Annotated in this window: 25 protein-coding genes; 17 read left to right on the top strand and 8 right to left on the bottom strand. The window is 41.3% G+C overall.

Annotation, left to right across the window (positions count from 1 at the left end; genetic code table 11):
• Positions 1 to 271 precede the first annotated feature (271 nt).
• From G476_RS22255 to G476_RS22250, 4 genes are all read left to right on the top strand, one after another.
• Positions 272 to 2269 carry a bifunctional 2',3'-cyclic-nucleotide 2'-phosphodiesterase/3'-nucleotidase gene (locus G476_RS22255; protein WP_051314879.1) on the top strand — a complete coding sequence of 666 codons (1998 nt, stop codon included), beginning with the start codon at positions 272 to 274 and terminating at the stop codon, positions 2267 to 2269.
• Between the two features lie 279 nt (positions 2270 to 2548).
• The gene (locus G476_RS0116325) at positions 2549 to 4186 is read left to right on the top strand and encodes a bifunctional metallophosphatase/5'-nucleotidase (protein WP_026691044.1); all 1638 of its coding nucleotides are present in this window, start codon (positions 2549 to 2551) and stop codon (positions 4184 to 4186) included.
• A gap of 274 nt (positions 4187 to 4460) precedes the next feature.
• Positions 4461 to 4676 carry a hypothetical protein gene (locus tag G476_RS0116320; protein ID WP_026691043.1) on the top strand — a complete coding sequence of 72 codons (216 nt, stop codon included), beginning with the start codon at positions 4461 to 4463 and terminating at the stop codon, positions 4674 to 4676.
• 73 nt (positions 4677 to 4749) lie between these two features.
• Entirely contained in the window at positions 4750 to 6021 is a 1272-nt protein-coding gene (locus tag G476_RS22250; RefSeq protein ID WP_035187210.1) for an ATP-binding protein, read from the top strand.
• 80 nt (positions 6022 to 6101) lie between these two features.
• Here G476_RS22250 and G476_RS0116310 read toward each other — a convergent pair whose 3' ends face one another.
• Positions 6102 to 6575 (bottom strand): hypothetical protein, encoded by a 474-nt coding sequence (locus G476_RS0116310; RefSeq protein WP_026691042.1) that lies wholly within the window; start codon positions 6573 to 6575, stop codon positions 6102 to 6104.
• A 179-nt stretch (positions 6576 to 6754) separates the two neighbouring features.
• On the opposite strand from G476_RS0116310, the gene G476_RS0116305 reads away from it, so the two are divergent.
• Complete coding sequence (locus G476_RS0116305) at positions 6755 to 7102, top strand: DUF3992 domain-containing protein (protein ID WP_026691041.1); 348 nt, start codon at positions 6755 to 6757, stop codon at positions 7100 to 7102.
• 35 nt (positions 7103 to 7137) lie between these two features.
• Here G476_RS0116305 and G476_RS0116300 read toward each other — a convergent pair whose 3' ends face one another.
• Positions 7138 to 7989, bottom strand: coding sequence for a BMQ_0737 family morphogenetic spore coat protein (locus G476_RS0116300; RefSeq protein WP_026691040.1), 852 nt, complete (start codon positions 7987 to 7989; stop codon positions 7138 to 7140).
• Positions 7990 to 8187: 198 nt separating this feature from the next.
• Positions 8188 to 8643: a hypothetical protein gene (locus G476_RS0116295; RefSeq protein ID WP_026691039.1), complete on the bottom strand. Its 456-nt coding sequence runs from the start codon at positions 8641 to 8643 to the stop codon at positions 8188 to 8190.
• Positions 8644 to 9304: 661 nt separating this feature from the next.
• Between G476_RS0116295 and G476_RS0116290 the strand changes: the two genes are divergently transcribed.
• The 4 genes from G476_RS0116290 (at position 9305) to G476_RS0116275 (ending at position 13649) form a co-directional block, all read left to right on the top strand.
• Positions 9305 to 9817, top strand: coding sequence for a DUF3231 family protein (locus G476_RS0116290; protein ID WP_026691038.1), 513 nt, complete (start codon positions 9305 to 9307; stop codon positions 9815 to 9817).
• Positions 9818 to 10291: 474 nt separating this feature from the next.
• Positions 10292 to 11230: an ABC transporter ATP-binding protein gene (locus G476_RS0116285; RefSeq protein WP_026691037.1), complete on the top strand. Its 939-nt coding sequence runs from the start codon at positions 10292 to 10294 to the stop codon at positions 11228 to 11230.
• Between the two features lie 3 nt (positions 11231 to 11233).
• Positions 11234 to 12187 carry an ABC transporter permease subunit gene (locus G476_RS0116280; RefSeq protein WP_026691036.1) on the top strand — a complete coding sequence of 318 codons (954 nt, stop codon included), beginning with the start codon at positions 11234 to 11236 and terminating at the stop codon, positions 12185 to 12187.
• A 295-nt stretch (positions 12188 to 12482) separates the two neighbouring features.
• On the top strand, positions 12483 to 13649 hold the full coding sequence (locus tag G476_RS0116275; protein WP_026691035.1) for a hypothetical protein: 1167 nt from the start codon (positions 12483 to 12485) through the stop codon (positions 13647 to 13649).
• Positions 13650 to 13700: 51 nt separating this feature from the next.
• Here the strand turns inward: G476_RS0116275 and G476_RS0116270 are convergent, their stop codons facing one another.
• From G476_RS0116270 to G476_RS24095, 3 genes are all read right to left on the bottom strand, one after another.
• Complete coding sequence (locus G476_RS0116270; RefSeq protein ID WP_026691034.1) at positions 13701 to 14267, bottom strand: DUF4256 domain-containing protein; 567 nt, start codon at positions 14265 to 14267, stop codon at positions 13701 to 13703.
• 241 nt (positions 14268 to 14508) lie between these two features.
• Positions 14509 to 15252 (bottom strand): class I SAM-dependent methyltransferase, encoded by a 744-nt coding sequence (locus G476_RS0116265; protein ID WP_026691033.1) that lies wholly within the window; start codon positions 15250 to 15252, stop codon positions 14509 to 14511.
• 155 nt (positions 15253 to 15407) lie between these two features.
• Positions 15408 to 15542: a hypothetical protein gene (locus tag G476_RS24095; protein ID WP_281170468.1), complete on the bottom strand. Its 135-nt coding sequence runs from the start codon at positions 15540 to 15542 to the stop codon at positions 15408 to 15410.
• Positions 15543 to 15677: 135 nt separating this feature from the next.
• On the opposite strand from G476_RS24095, the gene G476_RS0116255 reads away from it, so the two are divergent.
• Genes G476_RS0116255 through G476_RS0116245 form a run of 3 tightly spaced genes read left to right on the top strand, consistent with a single transcriptional unit; the run spans position 15678 to position 17312 of the window.
• Positions 15678 to 16103 (top strand): DMT family transporter, encoded by a 426-nt coding sequence (locus G476_RS0116255; protein ID WP_026691032.1) that lies wholly within the window; start codon positions 15678 to 15680, stop codon positions 16101 to 16103.
• 19 nt (positions 16104 to 16122) lie between these two features.
• A complete protein-coding gene (locus G476_RS0116250) occupies positions 16123 to 16809 on the top strand; it encodes a Crp/Fnr family transcriptional regulator (RefSeq protein WP_026691031.1) in 687 nt (228 codons plus the stop codon).
• 17 nt (positions 16810 to 16826) lie between these two features.
• On the top strand, positions 16827 to 17312 hold the full coding sequence (locus G476_RS0116245; protein WP_026691030.1) for a DMT family transporter: 486 nt from the start codon (positions 16827 to 16829) through the stop codon (positions 17310 to 17312).
• A gap of 57 nt (positions 17313 to 17369) precedes the next feature.
• On the opposite strand, the gene G476_RS0116240 is transcribed toward G476_RS0116245, so the two are convergent.
• Positions 17370 to 17687 carry a hypothetical protein gene (locus G476_RS0116240; RefSeq protein WP_156906612.1) on the bottom strand — a complete coding sequence of 106 codons (318 nt, stop codon included), beginning with the start codon at positions 17685 to 17687 and terminating at the stop codon, positions 17370 to 17372.
• 202 nt (positions 17688 to 17889) lie between these two features.
• Here G476_RS0116240 and G476_RS22980 point away from each other — a divergent pair, with 202 nt between their 5' ends.
• Complete coding sequence (locus G476_RS22980; protein ID WP_026691028.1) at positions 17890 to 18318, top strand: hypothetical protein; 429 nt, start codon at positions 17890 to 17892, stop codon at positions 18316 to 18318.
• Positions 18319 to 18405: 87 nt separating this feature from the next.
• Here G476_RS22980 and G476_RS0116230 read toward each other — a convergent pair whose 3' ends face one another.
• Positions 18406 to 18684 (bottom strand): hypothetical protein, encoded by a 279-nt coding sequence (locus tag G476_RS0116230; protein WP_026691027.1) that lies wholly within the window; start codon positions 18682 to 18684, stop codon positions 18406 to 18408.
• Between the two features lie 232 nt (positions 18685 to 18916).
• Here G476_RS0116230 and G476_RS0116225 point away from each other — a divergent pair, with 232 nt between their 5' ends.
• The 4 genes from G476_RS0116225 (at position 18917) to hepT (ending at position 20289) form a co-directional block, all read left to right on the top strand.
• On the top strand, positions 18917 to 19099 hold the full coding sequence (locus G476_RS0116225) for a hypothetical protein (protein ID WP_026691026.1): 183 nt from the start codon (positions 18917 to 18919) through the stop codon (positions 19097 to 19099).
• A 45-nt stretch (positions 19100 to 19144) separates the two neighbouring features.
• Entirely contained in the window at positions 19145 to 19363 is a 219-nt protein-coding gene (locus G476_RS0116220) for a hypothetical protein (protein ID WP_026691025.1), read from the top strand.
• Between the two features lie 112 nt (positions 19364 to 19475).
• Positions 19476 to 19883: a type VII toxin-antitoxin system MntA family adenylyltransferase antitoxin gene (gene mntA, locus G476_RS0116215; RefSeq protein WP_026691024.1), complete on the top strand. Its 408-nt coding sequence runs from the start codon at positions 19476 to 19478 to the stop codon at positions 19881 to 19883.
• Positions 19873 to 20289, top strand: coding sequence for a type VII toxin-antitoxin system HepT family RNase toxin (gene hepT, locus G476_RS0116210; RefSeq protein WP_026691023.1), 417 nt, complete (start codon positions 19873 to 19875; stop codon positions 20287 to 20289). The genes mntA and hepT overlap by 11 nt, the downstream gene beginning before the upstream one ends.
• Positions 20290 to 20299 lie beyond the last annotated feature (10 nt).

The raw sequence follows: 20299 nt of genomic DNA, 5'->3' as shown, positions 1-20299 counted from the left end.
GAATTCTCCTAATGGACGGATGTTTTTAGCAGGATATCAACCATGTGTTCTTCAAGAATGGTCACTGAGCTAAAGGATTACTTAATTTACCTTTTTCCATAATTATGAATGAAATATGAACAAAAGACCCCTGACCAAAGGTTGGATATTCTTTACGACTGTGACAATTTGTGAGTGGAAAGTAGGGAATAAGACGTCTGACCTTCTATTTAGTAGAAAGGGTTGGTATCATTGTAACCGATTACATATTACATCTTAGGGGGTAGGGAACGTGAAGAAATTGGCTAAGAACAAATGGGTATTAGGTGGTCTGATGACAGGCCTTATGATGTCAGCTGTTACACCGTCCGCTCAAGCAGACGAAGCGAATACAACAGAAGACACAGAAAAGCTTGTGATTATGGGGACAACCGATATCCATGCTAACATGATGCCGTATGATTACATGAACGATACAGTTGATGATACGTACGGTTTAACGAAAGTACATACGCTTGTGGACGAGATCCGCAGTGAAAACGAACATACCGTTCTATTAGACAACGGTGATACGATTCAAGGAAGTATTTTTGGAGATATGCTTGCTCTAGTGGATCCTGTTGGTGCCGATGAGGACCATGTGATTATGGATGCTATGAATCTGATGGGCTATGACGCTGCGACTCTGGGAAACCATGAGTTCAACTTCGGCCTTGATTATATGGAAGAAACGATCGGAAAAGCCGACTTTCCATGGTTGAGTGCTAACGTATATGATGCAGAAACTGATGAACTTCGCTACGACCCTTATACGATCATTGAAAAAGACATTAATGGTGAAACATTAAACGTTGGTGTCATTGGGTTTGTTCCACCACAAATTATGACATGGGATCGCGTTCACCTTGATGGTAACGTGTATGTGAACGAGATTGTTGAATCAGCGGAGACTTATGTTCCTGAGTTGAAAGAAGAGGGAGCAGACATTGTAGTTGCCGTTGCTCACTCTGGTATTAACCCAGCTGATGATGCGAGTGAAAACGCTGCGTATCAGCTGTCTCAAGTGGAAGGCATTGACGCGATGATCCTAGGTCACCAGCACAATGTATTCCCTGGAACAGATGCGTACGCTGATATTGATGGCATCGACGCTGAAAATGGTACGGTGAACGGTCTACCAACGGTCATGCCTGGTGCATGGGGAAGTCACCTTGGTGTGATCGAGTTTGATCTTAGACATACCGGAGAGGCGTGGGAAGTTGCTGGTTTTGCAAGTGAATCTCGTGAAACGGCTGACTACGAGCCACATCCTGAAATGGTAGAACTCGTACAAGAAACACATGAAGCTACTATTGAATATGTAAACAGCCCTGTTGGAGAAACGTCTACAGACTTGAACACGTACTTCTCTCGTGTGATGGATAACGAGGTGGTACAACTTGTAAATGATGCACAGCTTGATTATATGGAACAGAACTTTGCAGGTACTGAATATGAAGATATGGCGATGCTTAGCGCCGCTGCTCCATTCCGTGCCGGACGTGGAGGGGCGTACACAAATGTAACGGAAGGTAACATTGCCATTCGTGACGTGAACGACATTTATGTGTATCCAAATACCCTTCATGTAGTGAAAGTGAACGGAACAGAGCTTCACAACTGGCTTGAGCGCTCTGCAGAGAACTTCTTGCAGATTGATCCTGAATCTGATGAAAGGCAGTTTGTTGTGAATACGGACTTTGCAAGCTTTGACTTCGACACAATTGAAGGTGTGGACTATCAAATTGATGTGACGCAACCTGTTGGTGAGAGAATCTTTGGCCTTACGTATGAAGGTGAAGACGTAACAGAAGAAGACGAGTTCTTAGTCGCAACAAACAACTACCGTGCCGGTGGTGGGGGAGCCCACATTGAAGGCGTTGAAACGGTACTTGCTTCTACAGATGAAAACCGTGAAGTGATTATCGACTACATTCGTGATCACGATGGTCCATTAGAAGTAGAAGTTACAAACAACTGGTCTCTCGTTCCATTTGAAACGAATGCTGAGGTCGTGTTTGAAAGTGACATGGCAGGTGAAACGTTAGCGGATGCGACGTCATTTGTTTCATTCGTTGAATCTGTAAATGATACGACTGGTCTTTTCCAAATCCATCCTTCTGCACAAGAGGATGACAGTGACGAGGAAGAAGAGGACGATCGTCCAGGTAACCGTCCGCCTCACGCAGGACAACCGGGACCTCCTCCACATGCAGGACAACCAGGTCCACCACCACATGCAAAGAACTAAGAAGTAACTGAAAAAGTCCGATCTTTAACTTTTAGAGTGACTGGGAAGTAGAAGGCAGGGGGCCCAATGCTCCTTGCCTCTTTCTACAAAAAAAGTATGTTTAGATAGCAAAAAAATAAAGGTATTTTGACCTGCTTCTTTTATCCTCATTTGTGAAACATGATTGTAAAGATTCTTAACGTTAGGAAAACGGTAGGTTCATATTTTTCCAGTATAGTAGTCAGTAGATATTCAGGTTAAGAGAATATCATTATTTTACTTACACAGGAGGCAGATGGAATGGGAAAGAAAAAACGTATGTTGGCAACGGCTCTCGTTGGGGGCTTGTTGATGTCGCCGTTTCTCTCAATGCAAAGTGGAGAGGTTCAGGCAGAGGAAGGAAATCATGAGTTAAAAATCTTACATACGAATGACATTCATTCGACGATTGATGACCTTGGGAAATCTGCGGCTTACATTAACGCAGAACGAGAAGCAGCAGAGCATTCTCTTTACTTAGACGCAGGGGATATTTTCAGTGGGAACCCGGTTGTTGATTTACAAGAAGGAGAGCCCCTTGTCAATATTTTAAATGAAATGAACGTTGATGCAATGGTCATTGGGAACCACGAGTTTGACTATGGTCAAGAGGCATTTATCAACAACGAAGCGCTCTCAAACTTCCCATGGTTGAGTGCAAACATGGAAGTAGTGGATCCGGAATTCCCAATTGAGCAGCCCGATCCGTATATCATTGAAGACATGGGAGACTTTACTGTCGGTATTTTAGCTCTAACACAAAACCCACCGGCTACTGCTCCAGCAGGAATTGTTGGGTTAGAGTTTCACGATTATGAAGACACCATTAAAGAGTATGAATACTTAAAAGATGAAGTGGATGTATTGATTGGCTTAACGCACATCGGATATGGTGCCGATCAGCAAATAGCAGAAGCGTTCCCAGATCACTTTGACTTGATTGTTGGCGGTCACTCCCACACGGTGTTGGAAGAGCCGAGCGTTGTAGCTGGAACGCCAATCGCCCAAGCAGGATCGAACAACCGGTATTTAGGAAATGTAACCCTTGAGATTGACCGTGAAACAAAAGACGTGGTCACGGTTGATGGTCACTTGCAAGATGTGAGTGAGCTAACGGAAACAGTTCCTCACATTCAAGAGATGATTGACGCATACAACGAAGAAATGGACGAGCTCCTTTCGAAAGTGATTGGATATACCAATACAGGACTTAGCCGTGATGAGCGTTATGAAGTGGACGCACCACTCGGAAATTTTTGGACAGATGCTATGCGTGAGTATATCGACGCTGATATTGCTTTAACAAACAACGGTGGTATTCGTGCGAACATCGAGCCTGGAGACATTACTGCAGGAGACATCTATATCGTTGAGCCATTTGCGAACGAAGTCATGGAAATTGAAATGACAGGTGCTGCGATCAAGGATGTTCTCGAATATTCTTATAATAGAAGCAACCAAATCGATCTTCAAACATCAGGTCTTCACTATACGGTGTTAACAGATGAAGAAGGAAACCTTGTTGATATTGAAATGGAAGTAGCCGGTGAGCCAATCGACTACGACGAGACTTATGTTTTAGCGATTCCTGACTTCCTTGGTACTGGTGGAAGTGGTTATAGCTTTGAAGGAAATGTTATCCGTCCGGGTGCCGGATTTATGACGAACGCCATGCTTGACTGGGCTGAAGCGTTCACTTCACAAGGGGAAGCGATTGACTATACCTCTGAAGGAAGAATCAGCATTGAATTGTATGAAGAAGACGAAGAAACAACTCCAGATCCAGGAAAGCCGGGTAAACCAGGTAAGCCAGACAAACCAGGAAAACCTGACCACGCCGGTCAACCTGGGAAGCCTGATTTTGCAGGGAAGCCCGAAAACCCAGGACGCCCGTTTTAATTAAATCAAACAAGAAGAGGCATGGACAAAAAAAGTGTTTAGCTGAAATGACGAACAAAACGTTAACATAGCGGATGAAATATACGAAGACTCCTGCGGGATGAAAAGCGAAGTTGAGACCCCGCAGGGCAAAGCCCGAGGAGGCTCAGCCGCTTTCCGCGGAAAGCGTAGTATATTTCAGTAGCGGCTTACTTGCACCGCATATGGTTTGTTCGGATTTCATTATAATACTTTTCTGTCCCAACCTCTTTTTTTTTATGGGGGGGAATATAAGGTGAAAGTAAGTGTAAATGGCATTGAAGTAGAGCTGTTTTACGGGGCAAAGCTGAAGCATGCTCTATTAAAAGCAGACGAGAAGTTCTATTATTCTGTTGTAAAGCACGGGGCAACGATTCGTGATCATGAAGGAAACCGTGTAGATATACAGGGGGCGATTGATGAAGGATTTGGTTATGAGGTAGCATCTGTGTATGAAAGAAATCGTTCGTGATGGATAATAATGACATGTTTAGTATATAATCGATACGTATCTACTAATCTCGAGTTCTCAAGGAGCAGAGGAAATGAAACGTCAAACATTGTTATCCGCTGAAAAAACAAGTCAGATGAACATGTCCGATCAACATGCCCTTAATTATCTTATTGCCCAATGCAAAGAGGCGTTAAAGGAGCATTCCGGTACGAACGAGTATGTGATGTATTCAGAAGACGGCATGTCCCAAGAAATATGGGAGGTGCTGGAGGAAGACATTCAAGATGAGCAGTCGAATGTGAGGGCGGTTTGCCACATTGTAGACCATGTAGCGACGAAGTCTATTGCAACAGAGGAGCGGGAAAAGCACCAGCAATTTGTGATTAAACCGAGTATCCTTAACACACTTTTCTTTTACCCAAATTATAATGTTGGCCTTGTCCAAGCCCAAGTGATGCATGGTTTTGGTGATATGATTCATCACTACATTCTTGCACACAGTGATGAAGATATGCAGCGCTTTCTAGACTACGTCCAATCGCGTAAGAAAGAATATATTAAAAACTATGTGACCGTGTTTACAGATATGGAGCATGGTGTAGAGCCTACAAAAGAGAAGATCACCTCTTATGTAACCCGTGATGACGTGATTATGGAGGATAAAATCAAGCGTCAAATTTTTCGCTCCGTGGATGAGTTTTTTACAAAGAACGGGTCTTTTTTTGAACAATATAACATTCCATATAAGAGAGGGTTACTCCTGTACGGTAAGCCGGGAAACGGGAAGACAACCCTAGTGAAGTCGATTGCCAACAGCATTTCGTCTCCTGTCGCCTATTGGCAGATTACCGAGTATACGTCCAGTTATTCGATTCAAGAGGTGTTTTCACAGGTTTCAAGAATGGCGCCGATGGTTCTGGTGATAGAAGACATTGACTCCCTACCTGAATCGGTTAGGTCTGTGTTTTTGAACACACTGGACGGGGCAACATCAAAGGAAGGTATCTTCCTCATTGGCACAACCAACTATCCTGAACAAATTGATCCGGCTCTTATTAACCGCGCGGGTCGTTTTGACCGGGCTTATGAAATGAAAGGGCCAACTTCTCCTATGCGCCACGAATACTTAGTCAAAAAGAAGCTTGGAGACCTTCTTTCAAAAGAGGAACTGAGTAGCGTAGTGGACGCAACAGATGGTTTTACCTTTGCGCAATTGAATGAGCTATATAAGAATATTGCTCTAGATTGGTATTATGGAGAGAAAGTGAATGTTGAAGAACTCTGCCAAGACCTTCGCGCGGAAAACGCTCGGAGCAAGGATGGGTGGATGAGCGAAGAAGGGGCTAGGCTTGGGTTTTATTAATCAAGGTTCACCTTCTTAACTAAATAGGAGAGAAAAGTGAAAAAACACCTCAAGCAGGTGTTTTTTTGTTCTATGACCTTTTATGAAGGAAGCTTTGTAACGACGAGGGTGGGGTTGAAATAAGCGTGTGAACCAGATTCAATTAAGGACGGTCTTAATGTAACAACGTCAGAGGCATTTAAAGTGGTAAGAATGGTTTTTGCTAGCGTGTCCTCTTGGAAAAAGTCTTGGTTTCGGTTAGCCGTTCGACACCGTGAAGCGAGGAGTTCTGCGCCATTAACGTAAATGCTATACCGAATGACACCAGTTCCGGTTCCTACGGTCGTGTTTTGGTTGGTAATCGAGTAGTTCACTTCATAAACCCCAAAAGATTCAATAATAATCGCGTTACTGCCAGGATCTGCGACTAAACCAATCGATGGGCCTGACGAAACGAAGTTTACAGGGGTGTTCAAGATAGCTGCTGGGAAGGTATCGGTACTTCCATACAATGCCCCATATACAAATGGTATGGACGGGCAAGTGGATTTGCAACATGAAGAAAGTTTGGCCAATGAGATACCTCCTTTACATGAATTATTCATAGTGTATGCCTGTCTATCCATGACGATATATGCGTTCATCTATAAATCCTGAAGTTATTAAAATTGATTTCTATATTGGTGGGCAGATGCACAGACGTATTTGCCTACTGGGCATAGGATATGGTGAAGATAAAAAGGGGGGATTTTCTGTGGCTCAGTTAGGGAGTTGTGGAAGACAGCAACAAGACTGCTGTGTAAATGATGCGGTTTGTTTCAATATTGAAATTGAAACCGGTGGAGAAGAACAATTGGTATGGACGAATAATGGCGCTTTTACAATCAATGGAACGATTGTGATAGAAAATGATGGTATAGAAGAAGGTCCTTCTGCTAGCTTGGTGGTCAATGGTGTGGCTACGGGAGTTGTAGTCGCTCCTGGAGAGAGTGAGGCGGTTACATTAGATAACTTGAATTCCATTTCTGTTGCTCCTGAAGGTGGAGGAGAAGGACTTACGTCTGATGTTAAAGTAGCTTTTTCAATTAATTATCGTTTTTAAATAAAGTGAAAAGCTCCCTCCTTGTGTACGCAGCTCTAGAAGAGCTGGTAGACAGGGCAGGGAGCTTTGTCTAGTGTGATGTGTTTTCGTGGCTCACATGGAGTTCCTTTTGTACTGACTACGATCTCACCTGTTACTAAGATGTTTTGGCAAAAAGTGAGTTGGACTTGAATGCACGGCTTCCCATTGACAAAGACAATATGTGGGTCACATTCTGCCGTGACAATGGTGCAATCGACATCTGTTGTTGGTGGTGCACACAAATAAACAGTTTCTAAAAAGCAAAAAGGAACCACAGTTTTCCATATAAGTTGTTTATGTTTATATAAACATAATGAAAAACATCCGCTTTTTTGTAGGATCACCTTTTGTAAAGTGATTGGTTTCCCTTCTTTGTAAATAACAACGTCCTTTCGCAGGTTGGACTTTGTTACTTCTGTACATTCTAAATGGAAAAGTTCGCAAGTAAGCTTGAGATTGTCATCTTCTGACAATTTATGTTGGTAATGGACTTGTAGGGTTGCTTGAAATGAAGAGATTCCGCTTGTTTTTACGATGATGTCATTAATCTGATCATACGTAAACGAGTGGCAATCGCCTGCGTCTAACGTATGTACAAGTTCTCCGTTAATATGAATTTCAAGTGGGCTGCTTTGTTGATTAACAGAAATGGAAATCGTTCCAAATGCAGTCATGGAAGGTGCGCCTTTTCTCCATAGCAACATCTGCTCATTAAAGAGGTCACCTTCAATGCAACGCTTAGGTTCTGAATAACAAGGAAGGTTCACCTTTAAAGGATCGCATGAAAACGACTCTAATTTATATATCCAATCATATACTTTGGTTGTAATCAAACAGTGCTGTTCTTTGCATTTAATAAGATTCAAAGGGTTCTCCTCCTTCCTTACATCGTATTCTATGCAAGATAGGCATGGGCGGTTAACCTTTTTTAAGAATCCAAAAAGGACCGTCTACTTTTTAGCAACAGCTCCTTAAGAACATTAATGAAACTTATAATTGATGGAAAAAGAAATCTTTACTTGCAAATAAAAAACACCTGATGGTTAGGTGTTTTTTGGAGGATTCTATAAAGCCAACGGTGCATTTGGAAAGTAATGCTTCATCTCCCCAGAATACGTCTTCACACCGCCGCCCATAATCTCGCAATACATGAAGTTCTCGTGCCAAAAGATAATATTCTCAAGTTCTTGCTTCACTTTTTCATCAGCTTCTTTGTCTGCAAGTCGTTCTAAGTAACGTAGCTGTGACAAGTCGAAATAGACGCCTGTTTGTTTGGTGAACGTGAAGATTGTTTTCGCTATTTCGTATTTGATTGTAGCTTCAATAGGTTGGCGAAGTTCGTCAAATAGAGTCGGGAAACAAAGTAAGAGTGACGGTTCGTTTGCAATGGTATTGTTGATCATAAACGATCTGAGATCGTGCAAAACATTGATTTTTTCACCGTGATTTCCGCTAATCAGGAGGGACATGGAACCGAGTATAGGAGGCGTACAATGATAAACACTTCTAGTAACTGCCAAGTCGATCACCCCTTTTACTAGATAGTATGACCATAGAGGGACGTTTCATTCATAGTTTTTGAGATTTGTTGGTAGAAAGGTGAGGGGCGGATTTATTAAGTAGTTAAAGATTCTTTATAAATGTAAAAAATTCATTATATACGTTCATGTATTCATTATTTCCTTAAAGATTCTCAAAAGACGGCAAAACGTCACATCTGTCGACTTTTTTAAGAAAAACAAATTAAATTGCTACCGATAAGGAATAAGGAGTGAACGAAGTGAATAGGTAAAGACAAGGAATTGTCTTTGTAGTGGCAGGCATTTATGTACTTCTTGCTATCTGGAGCTTAGGCTAACCCAAAGATAAGACACTTAATCAAGTATGCACACGCTCTCATGCTTCCTATACAAATACATAGATGCAACAATTCACAAATCATCTTGGAAACCGCTCATAAGCTACCAAGGATATGGATACGACCATTGATGAGATGAGAAGGCCTTTGATTAGGTTTTGTCCGCGGATAGGATTCACAAAAGTTAATTACCTCAAATTGGTATAATGTCTATTTAATGTATGTGAAATTATTGCATACATTCATCCTCTTGTTAAACAATAATGTTGGTCATCACCAGGTAAAAGGAGACGACACACATGATAAATATTAGGAGGATGATTATGGGAATTATGTCTGGAAATCCAAAAGATCAGCCATTGCATTACGGAGAAGTATTCAGTACTTGGAGTTACCTTTCTGGTATAAAAGCAATGGTGGCTTCATATCAAACGCAGGCTAATCATTGCGGTGACGAGGACCTTAAGAAGTTAATCAATAACCTTATCGATCAAGGAAAACAAGAAGAAGAAGAAGTGACAGAGTTACTTAAAGAAAATGGAATTGCTCTTCCACCAAGCCCTCCAGAGCGTTCAAAAGCCACTTTAGAAGATATTCCTGTTGGCGCACGTATTAACGATCCTGAAATTGCATTATCCATCTCAAAAGATATTGCAGCAGGGCTGGTTGCATGCAGCCAGGCGATGGGACAGTCAACACGAGAAGATGTTGCTATGATGTTTGGACAGTTCCATACAGTAAAAGCACAGAACGGAGCAAAACTGTTAAAGCTAAATAAAGAAAAGGGATGGTTAGTACCTCCACCCCTTCATGTGCATAAACCTTCAGAAGACTAATTCAAAGGTGCCGGCTGAAAAGGCCGGCTTTATTATTTTCTAACTTAGGACGATGTTTTTTCGGTGTATTCAGGTGTAGGTGTAAGCAGCGATTTATTATCCCATCCAGTCCCTTGTTAGAGCTCCTTGTAATTTACAAGCAAAATGGCGTCAGGACGACCTGGCTTGTCTTCGTACTGGAGCTTTTTCTTATGAAAAAACAAAGTAGAACTTGCCCCTGAACTTTAACATTCGATTTTTAAATTTATCGGAAACTAGTCTGTCTTATGTCAATAAGTCACCTTTAGGGTAGTCTAAGGTTTAACATCGTTTACTGTATCGACGAGTAGTCGTTTAAGCATAGTGATCAGTGTGAAGTTTTATCACAAAATAGTAATACCAATTTGGTGTCTGTAAAAATTATCACTTTTATGAAACTTCCTCCTTTTTTGCCCGTACATAAGGTATGTCCGATAGATAAATGGGAGGGATAGGATGAGTGAACATATCCTGAGTGTTCGAGATTTAACGAAGAGAGTGAGTAAAAATAAGGCGATTGTTGATGGTGTGAGTTTTGATATGAGAAAAGGAGAAATCCTTGGATTACTCGGACCGAATGGAGCGGGAAAAACGACGACAATCCGAATGATTGTGGGCCTGATTAAAAAGTCAGGTGGTTCGGTGACGATTAATGGCAAAGATATTGACAAAGAGGCACAAGCCACTAGAGCGGATATTGGCGCAATCGTTGAAAACCCGGCTTTTTACGAATATATGAGCGGCTACAAAAACTTAAAGTTGTCTGCTCGTATGGCGAAAGCGTCCGAAGCGAGAATTGATGAAGTAATCAAGCTCGTACAGCTGGAAAAAGCGATCAAAGACAAAGTAAGTAAATACAGTCTTGGAATGAAGCAACGTCTCGGCGTGGCACAGGCGATGTTACATAAACCTGCGTTATTGATTTTAGATGAGCCAACGAACGGGCTCGATCCAAAAGGGATACGAGAATTACGAGATTACTTGAGAGAATTGGCTAACGAAGGCATTTCCACACTCGTCTCTTCGCATCTCCTTTCAGAAATGCAGCTCATGTGTGATCGTGTTGTCATTATGGAAAAGGGTAAGGTCATTGACATCTCGGAACTGGCGACTCTAAACGCGTACAAAGAAGAAGGAAATGAAATCGTCTCTCTCCTTGTCAAAAAAGGGCAAGGGCAGTTGGCAAAAGATTTGTTAGAGGAAGTGGAAGACGTAAGATTAGTAAGTCAGGAAAAGGAGCACGAACTAATTTTTGAAATGCCCAGACGCCTCATCCCGATGGTGAATAAGCAACTTGTTGGAGCTGAAGTAGATGTATTTGGTATCGAATCGAAACGCACCTCTCTTGAAGAAAAATTCCTTGCGCTCACAGCTGAACAGAAGGGGGAGGTGTAACCGATGTTGACTTTAATTTTAAATGAGTGGACAAAAGTGTGGAATAAAAAGCAATCTTGGTTGTTTGTAGGAATTATTATTGTCTTATCTATTGGAGCATCCTTAATGTACAACTCTTTTTCACAAGGAGAAGTAGAGGAACGAGAAAACTGGGAAGCGACGTTACAAGAAGAAATTGCCACGCAAGAAGAAATCTTGGCCTCAGATGATGAAGAGGAGTGGGCACAAGATTACGCTATGCAAGTGATTGATGAAAACGAGCAGCTACTTGAAGCCGGGATCAATCCTTATGAGAGTAATAATGCGATTTTCTTAAACGAGACGATTCTTTTAGTAACCTCATTTGTGACCTTGTTTAGCGTGGTGTTGGCGAGTACAATCGTGTCATCCGAGCAGGATAAAGGAACGCTCAAGCATTTGTTTATTCAACCTTTTGAACGTTGGCAGTTTCTGTTTGCGAAGTTCGTAACGGTCGTTGGCTTCATGATTATCCTTCTTATTACGGCGATTCTCTCTGTCTATCTCATGGGAACAATCGTTGCGGGAACAGGGAGCTTTTCGACCCCAATTCTAGAGTACGGGATGGGTGGTAGCATCATCACGACGGTTTCAGAAGTCTTTCCGATGAAAATGGGTCTTTATTTCTTGAATACCCTCATGTTTATCATCATTGCGTTTACCTTATCCATCCTGTTTAAAAGTCAGACCCTTGCTGTGGGGATTAGTATCTTCGTATTATTTGGAACCAATATTATGCAAGGGTTCTCCATGATGTTGCAAGATTACCTTTGGTATAAACTATTCTTCTTGCCACACCTCAGTTTGACTACTTATGTGACGGCAGATGAACTCATGCCTGGGGTGGGAATTGGATTCTCATTGGCTGTTCTGGCTGTGTACGCATTCATTTTGATCGGTGCGGCAACTGCCTTTTTTCAAAAAAGAGATTTGGCATAAGGCTTAAAAGAACTTGGGAGCCCTTCCCTTAGGAGTACAAAGAATCAAATCACAAGGGAGAACGCAGGGATTTCATACATGAAATCCCATGCGTTTTTTCTATGCTAAATCAACGTTTGAAATGATCTATAAATCCTCTATAATCATTCATGCAACAATTCACAAGATGGAACTATTCATTTCCATCTTTGTGGTTTTTTGTGAGTTAATGAATGTGTGAAAAGACAAGATCTTGGATAATTATGTTAAGATTTATGGACGTAAGAAAGCCAAAAAAAAAGAATAGGAGATTACCATGCTTGAAGGAAAAACACATGATTCAAAAAGGGGAAAAATGGACAAAGTGGACCCCATTCTGACAAAGTTAACTGCTTTTATATTGTATGGATGTGCTGCAGGTTCTTTGTATGGAGCATTCATAATTGGAGAGATCTACGCTTACGTCCTTTTTGGGGCGTTTGCTGCAGGATCTTTGTTTCTTGGAATTAAACTAAGAGGCACAGTCGATAACCTTGACCTCTTCTATGAATTTGGGATTGATTTAACTAAGAATTTTTTCTGGGAGGCGCAGTGGAGGGAAGGGGGTAATCAGCCCGAGAACGTCCATGAAATTCCTTTCAATACGGTGAAATCCATACTTCTTGCTCCTTATGAGGTAACGAGAATAAGTACCGCGAAAAACGGAAAAACGACGTATCATGACGTTCCAGCTATATTGATGAGAAGGTCGGATGAAGAAAAAGTCCCTCTTCATCTCATGATTTTTCAAACAAAGCACGATGCAGACGCTTGGCTTACACAGGCACAGAAAACCGGAATTCCGATGTACAGCTCGGATGAAAGAATCAATACTCTAATTACCCGCAGGGATGGACATGAGCTTTATGACAAAGGTATTTTCAAAGAGCCATATGCGTATGAAGGTCCTGTAAATGAGGATCGTCTCTATTTTAATAGTCGCTGGCATCGGGGGCACACGTATGACCCTGAAAAAACAATAAAAGAATATGACTTCAAGTCCGTTGTCCGTTTCCCGTTGAAGGCATGGCAAGTACTGATTGCCACAATCGTGTTGTTCCTGGCGGTGTTTTTCATCGAAATGGGCTTAGGTTATACAATATATGAATCCGAGGTTTTCCATACGATACCAGGAATGATTCTAGGTCAGATCATTCTCCTGGCCGGTTACACTCTCTACGGCTATGCTCTTAAGAAAGCGACTATCGTCAGGCTTGGTCTTTTCTTTATTGTAGGAGCCTTGCTTCTCGCTTCGGTAACAAAGCCGGGCTTGCCCGAGGATTCTCTGGCAGGGATTGGCCCCTTTGTTGTAGGGACAGTACTGGTTCTCATTCTTGTATTTGTGCTTCGTAAAATAAAGCCCGCAGATCACCACTTCCATATGGCTGAAAAAATGAAGAGGATGAGGTATCAAAACCAAATTGAACAACACGAGAATTCCTGATGGTTGATCAAAAAAAAAGCTGATCATTCAGCTCTTTTTTCTATCGTAAGCTTATACCCTCAGTGCGCCTCGAAATCCCCTTGCAGCATAGTAAGAATCGGCTCCATTGTGGTAAACGAAGACCGTATCGTAGCGACGGTCACAAAAAAGGGCGCCACCACGGTCTCGAATACGTGAAGGCGTTTGAATCCAGCTTGATGTTTTCAAGTCAAAGGGTCCGAGGAGTTGAAGTTCTCGGTATTGTTCTTCTGTTAAAAGATCAATACCCATTTCAGTAATCATATCAATGACGCTAGTTTCAGGTTTGTACTTCTTTCTTGACTGGAGTGCTTCCCGATCGTAGCAAACACTTCTTCGACCCTTTGGACTTTCTTTTGAACAATCCACAAAGAGGTATGTGTCTGTTTCTTTACCATAGCTGACCACATCTGGCTCTCCCTCGGTTTTTTCCATCTCGTTGAGCGACCACAGTTTGTCTGGATGAGCTTCTAACTTGGTTTGGACATCATTCCACTCAACGCTCTCATGACGATCCATGTTCTTCTCGAAACGGGTTTTCAATGTTTGGAGCAAGGCTTCTCGTTGTTCTAATGTAAGCTCCTGTTTAACATCTGGCATCATTCGTTTCCTCCATTTTGATATCTTAGGTTTATATCTTGTCCGGATAGACATTTTTTTCGGATAGACATCTACTTTTAATGTAACATAAGACTTATAAAGACATCCTCGCTGCGATTGTTGGTTCCGAAAACGTTGTTAAAAGGTAAAAGTGTAGAGGGTTCGAAGGAGGTACGAGTGTTACGATCTGGTTAGATTAATTTTTAAAAATGCGACCTATAGCAGGCCGCACCTTCTTATATTAGTTATTTTTCATCCCATAAAACACGTAGCTGTAATCACTACCGTAAGATTTATAGAGTTGTATTTCACTTTCAATCATCTGAATCGCTTGTTTCGCTTCTTCATTGGCTCTGTATTTTGTTTTCATTCGATTAAGGTTTTTTTGAAGAGGTTCATAATATTCTGTTGTCCAATCAGAAGGTGGAAGAACAAAATGACCTTTCATTTCATATCCCGCTGCTTTACTATCCTCAATCTTGGCACTAACCGTGTTCATCTCTTGATAAGCTTCCTCCCAAAACGAACGCGCTTCTTCGTTAGGTGAATCGGTTAGCCAAGAGATTTCACTACAAATGAGCCAGCCGTCTGGTTTTAACAATGATCGCCAATCGTTGAGGCCCTTTTTGAACCCTGCAATATAGATCGAACCTTCTGACCATATGAGGTCAAACGAGTGCTTCTCAAAAGGTATCTCAAACATGGACATGCAGTAAGTGGTTATGCGGCTGCTTAATCCCTGACTTGCGATCGCTTCATTCAACGTTTGAATGAACGCTTCGTTGTTGTCGATCGCCGTAATCATGGCGTTCGGGAAAAGTGTCGCTAGTAATAAGGTGTGTTCTCCGTTACCACAGCCAATATCTAATATTTTCATATCCTTTGTTCGATCGGGGTAAAGCTCTGCTGCTCGCTTTGTAGACGTATAACTTCCCGGTGCTAGGCGATTCATGTTTTCGAATGCTTCAAAAAAATAGGATTCCATTTTACACTCTCCTTTAGATGTTGTTGATTGAAAGAAGAGGAACAACCAGATCAGATCCCTTGTATGTCAAACAATGACCTCCATAAGTAAGATGGATTCAGTGTATCATACTCTTGCAATTGAAAAAAAAGGTGGGAAAACCGCTATTCCCTATTTTATTTTTGATTCTTCATTTCTTCCAAAATCGTAATCATCCGTTCATTTTGTGCTTCAATATTTTTAAGTCTTCTTTCAATGATACTTGATGAAAAAAATATAATAAGTACAATGGCAGTGCCGATGATCCACATGTGCAACCCTCCTATGGTCTATCCTCATTTTACCATTTCTTGAGTATGGCCATGTCTTTTTTTATAATAGGGACATATGTCCTTTATCCTTCGAAGCGTCTGTATTTTAATTAGACGAGGAAGGAGTGGGTGAGGATGAAAGGTGTGCTTTTTGCTTTTCTTGGAGGAATGTTTATTACCCTTCAAGGAGTACTAAACGCAAACATTAGCGGAGAAATCGGAACGCTACCTGCGATTACAATTACGCAGTTTACGGGATTTTTCTTGGCTTTCACAATATGGTTGTTGGTAAGAGACGGGAATTATACTCAAATAAAATCGGTTAAAACGGCTTATTTGTTTGCTGGATCGTTTGGATTACTGATTATTTTTAATGAGGTGACGGCGATCCACTCGATCGGGATTACATTGACCATGTCCATGCTGTTAATTTCCCAGGTGTTAATGGCATTTTTTATTGATACAAGAGGATGGTTCGGCATGGAAAAGAAACAGATTCACGCGCCACAGTACATCGGTGTTACGTTGATGGTCTTAGGTGTTATCGTTATGCAGCTTTAACGAGAAAGGGAGAAGCGATATGGTCGATACAAAAGTAAAGGAATTTGTGGATGTTTTCGGATTAATGGAAACCATTCCCAAGGAACTTCAGGAAGAACTTCGTTTGTACCACTATAAGAAAGGTGAAAAGATCTGCTCTCAAGGGGACGTTATTAACCACCTTTACCTTTTAGTAGAGGGGAAAATTAAGATTTATACAGAGTCGCCTCAAGGAAAAACCCTCGTTCTGTGTTTCAAGAAGCCCCTTGAAGCGATTGGGGATGTGGAATATGTACGAAAGTGCCGTGTAATTAATACGGTGGAAGCCGTAACCAACTCTCAGTTGCTCACTCTACCGTATCGGGCGATTGAAGAGCACGGAGCGACCAGTGCCCCTTTTCTTCACTTTTTACTTAAAGTGATCACGGTGAAGTTCCATATCGATTCAAACTTTACGAACTTTAACTTGTTGCATCCAGTGGAAACCCGGTTTGCAAGTTACGTCTTGAATGTATCGCCTGCGAATGGTGAAGAAGCAGAAGAACTTGCCACTTCGAATATGGTGGACGTGGCGAACCTCTTAGGAACGTCATATCGTCACTTGAATCGGGTGATTAACAAGATGATTAATGAAAATTGGATTGAACGAACAAACGGATACATTCGTATGGTAGACAGAGATAGGTTAAAAGAGCTTGCTGATCCTGTTTTGTACGATGAAGAATGAGCGAGGATGGGATTAGAATGGTAGTAGGACTCATATTAGCTGCAACTGCCGGAGCGGCAATCAGTTTGCAGACGGTATTTAATAATAAAGTGAACGAAAAGACCGGATCGTGGACCACGACAACACTAGCCCTTGGAATGGGGTTTGTGTTTGCTTTGGTTGCGAGTATCATGGCAGGGGAGTTCAGTCGTATTCAATTGGGACAAATCGACCTGTGGTACTGGTTTGCCGGGGTAACAGGAGTAGGCGTTGTGTTTTGCCTTGTTCAAGCTATGAAGCGGCTTGGACCGACGGTAACCATTTCCATCGTCATGACCGCGCAACTAAGTACCGCCCTCATCTGGGATTCGTTTGGATGGATGGGCATTGAAAAAATTCCGTTTAGCATGACGAAGTTGGCGGGAATTTTAATGATTATTGCAGGGGTGCTGGTGTTTAAAATGAGGTCAAAAGAGAAGGCTGATTTAATGGAAGTGGAAAATAAGAAAAGGATGCTAGGATAGCAAAATTTGTTATGTTAATAGTCAAGCGGGTGCGATACTTTTTGTATTGCACCCGTTTTACTTACTTGCACGTCTCAATTCGAACGACTCTTCTGCATCATCCCACATAACGTGAACGTGAATCACTTCATTTCTACTAATTTTCATCCCATCTTTTATGCCACCGATGCTTTCAAAGGTAGCTTCGACGGGTGGGCGGTCGTAATCTTCTAGTGTACTTACGCCACCTGCAGAATGACTAAACGAATATTCAAGTGATTGTAATGAAGAAAGATCTTCTAAAGGACCTTTGTATGTTATTGCAAAGTCATCGCTATTCTTATCCGTGTAAGTGGTTCTACCATTTTGTTCTTCTAGAACTTTTGTTCCGATCATCGAGTATTCACCTTCCCAGTAATCCCCCTCTCCATAAAAATAATAGTGATAGTCGTGATTTGAGCAAGCTGAAAATAAAACGAGTGCGAGTAACATGATTATTATTTTTATTTTAAAAGCTCCTCTTTGTAATATATACCAATTATAATGTAGGAACGGTAAAATAGGAATAGTATGGATCAGGAAAAAAGGAGATGAAACGATGGAACAGATACTTTTCGGGTCTTGGGCAATAGAGGTGGATGTGAGGAAAACAAAAGAATTTTACGATCAGTATCACCTCATTACGGACGATTGTAATTGTGATTACTGTAGCAATTATGTACTAGCTTGTAGCACGTTCTCGTCGGAGCTAAATGCTCTCTTTCATTCTCTTGGCATTGATCCTCGAAAAGAAGGGGAAGTCTCGGAATATACGAAAAATCAAGATGGTACTCATTTATATGGGGTGTTTTATCATGTTAGGGGTAAGATTGTAGACGGCCCAACGGATTGGCAACCGATCAAGATGAACGGACAGCCTGTTTGTGAGATTAGGTTGAGTAACGAATTGGATTTGGTTCCAGTCCGTTTTCCTAAGCCTGCCATACAATTGGAGGTGCAAATGAATGTACCTTGGTTGTTGAGGTAGGCGGAGGAAGGGATGGGGGTGAGTATCACGTTGAGCGGTTTATCAATCACTATTAGAATTTATTCATCACTTTGTGAAGCTTACCAATCACTTTACACCTCTCTCTTTACTCTCTTGGTTAATCTTTCGCCCACTCATGTACTTAAACGCGCTGTACGTAAAAAGAATAAGAATCAAAGCTGTAACGCCATACGTGACATACGGATATTCTCCTTGACCTAAAATCCAAAAGTACGGTAGTGCTGCCAAGATGACTAAAAGTCGGATAAACTTCATCTTGTTTTCATGCACGTCATCTTTTAAAATCCGATCCAAAAAAATATTAATGATACTAACGAGTAGAATTCCGAATGCTGCAATTGTCATATGTAAACACTCCATTGTAGGTGATTATATTTTTATCATCACTTTACTAAAGTTGACCAGAGCACCCCATCCAGGAAAAAACGATTAAAGGCCCAGAATGGTATTCTTGTACATAAAGATGAAGATGGTGGCGCCAATGATGAGTCTCATGCCTACTTTAACATATTTACCCATATGATAGATTGGTTGTGTTAAAATATAGACATTTGTCATAGAAAAGGGTGTCACTATTATGAAAACGTATGTGATTTTATTTGTAATCGTTTCTTTACTACACACCATGAACCTGGTGCATGAAACGATGCTTGGCGGAGCCTGGGGTGGGATTGTGATGATGATCTCAACGATCTTATTTGTTATCGGTGTCTATTTTTTCGGAATCGAATATCGGCTACATAAAAAGAGACGAGTGTGAAACTTAAACCTTCATACGGGCGTATATAAGGTAGGAGGTGGGATCATGCGTACAAACGTTTATTATGTTGAAACAACGAATGATACAGAAGTGGTTAAGATTCAATCAGAAGGGTACCTGTTTTTACCAAACGAAGGGGATACGCTTATCCATGACGGTTGGGGATATATCATTGATCGTAAAGAATTTTGGTATGAACAGGATGTCACAAAGGTGATGGTGTATTGTACGAAGGAGCGTAAAAGAAGAGCGGGGAATAAGTAACTAACTAGTTTCCCCTCTAAATGTTAATATTCAAAATAGAACTGGACACTTAATTTGAGTATAATGAAAGTAAAACTTGTCGATCGTTTATAGTAAAAAGGAGGCATGGATAATGTTGGACGGTGAGAAAGAAATCATCATTAATGTTTTGAAGAATAGCGTTTCTCCTTATGTTATCTATGTCTTTGGTTCGACGGTTAACGGTGAAACTCATAATAAAAGTGATTTGGATCTAGCTTTTCTCAGTGATAATAAGGTTTGTAGTCCCTATGACCTTTTTATGATTGCCCAAACGCTTGCTGACAAGGTAAATAGAGAAGTGGATTTAGTCGACTTAAAGAAGGCAAGTACTGTTTTTCGTGCACAGGTTATTCATACGGGGACGGCCATTTACTGTTCAGATGAGTACAAGAGACAACGTTTTGAAATGGTGGCATTCAACATGTATGCTAAATTGAATGAAGAACGGGCGAGTATACTCAATCGGATTAACGAAAGTGGGACCGTCTATGAAAAGTGATGTTGTGTTAAATAAGATAAGCATAATTGAAAGGTGTTTAAAGCGCATTAGGGAAGAATATAATCAAGATCCTGATCAGTTAAGGAATTTCACCAAACAAGATTCAATCGTTCTCAATTTGCAACGGTCATGTGAAGCAAGCATCGATTTGGCCATGCATCTCATATCTGAAAACAAATGGGGCCTTCCACAATCCAGCCGGGACGCTTTTTCAACATTAGAGAACGTTGGGGTCATATCCAATACGTTAAGTGAACGAATGAAAGCGATGGTTGGGTTTAGGAACATTGCCGTTCACGATTATCAAGAGATTAATCTTGTTATTTTGCAGAGAATTCTTGATGTTCACTTAGGAGATTTTCACACATTCACTAAAGCGATTATCGACTATAGCAACAAGAAGTAGAAACGGAGTG

Origin of the sequence: Alteribacter aurantiacus DSM 18675 (assembly GCF_000429705.1) — a bacterium.
In the GTDB taxonomy this organism is placed as follows: domain Bacteria; phylum Bacillota; class Bacilli; order Bacillales; family Salisediminibacteriaceae; genus Alteribacter; species Alteribacter aurantiacus.
The sequence above is the reverse complement of the archived record's forward strand: the minus strand, read 5'-3'. Positions and strand labels throughout refer to the sequence as shown.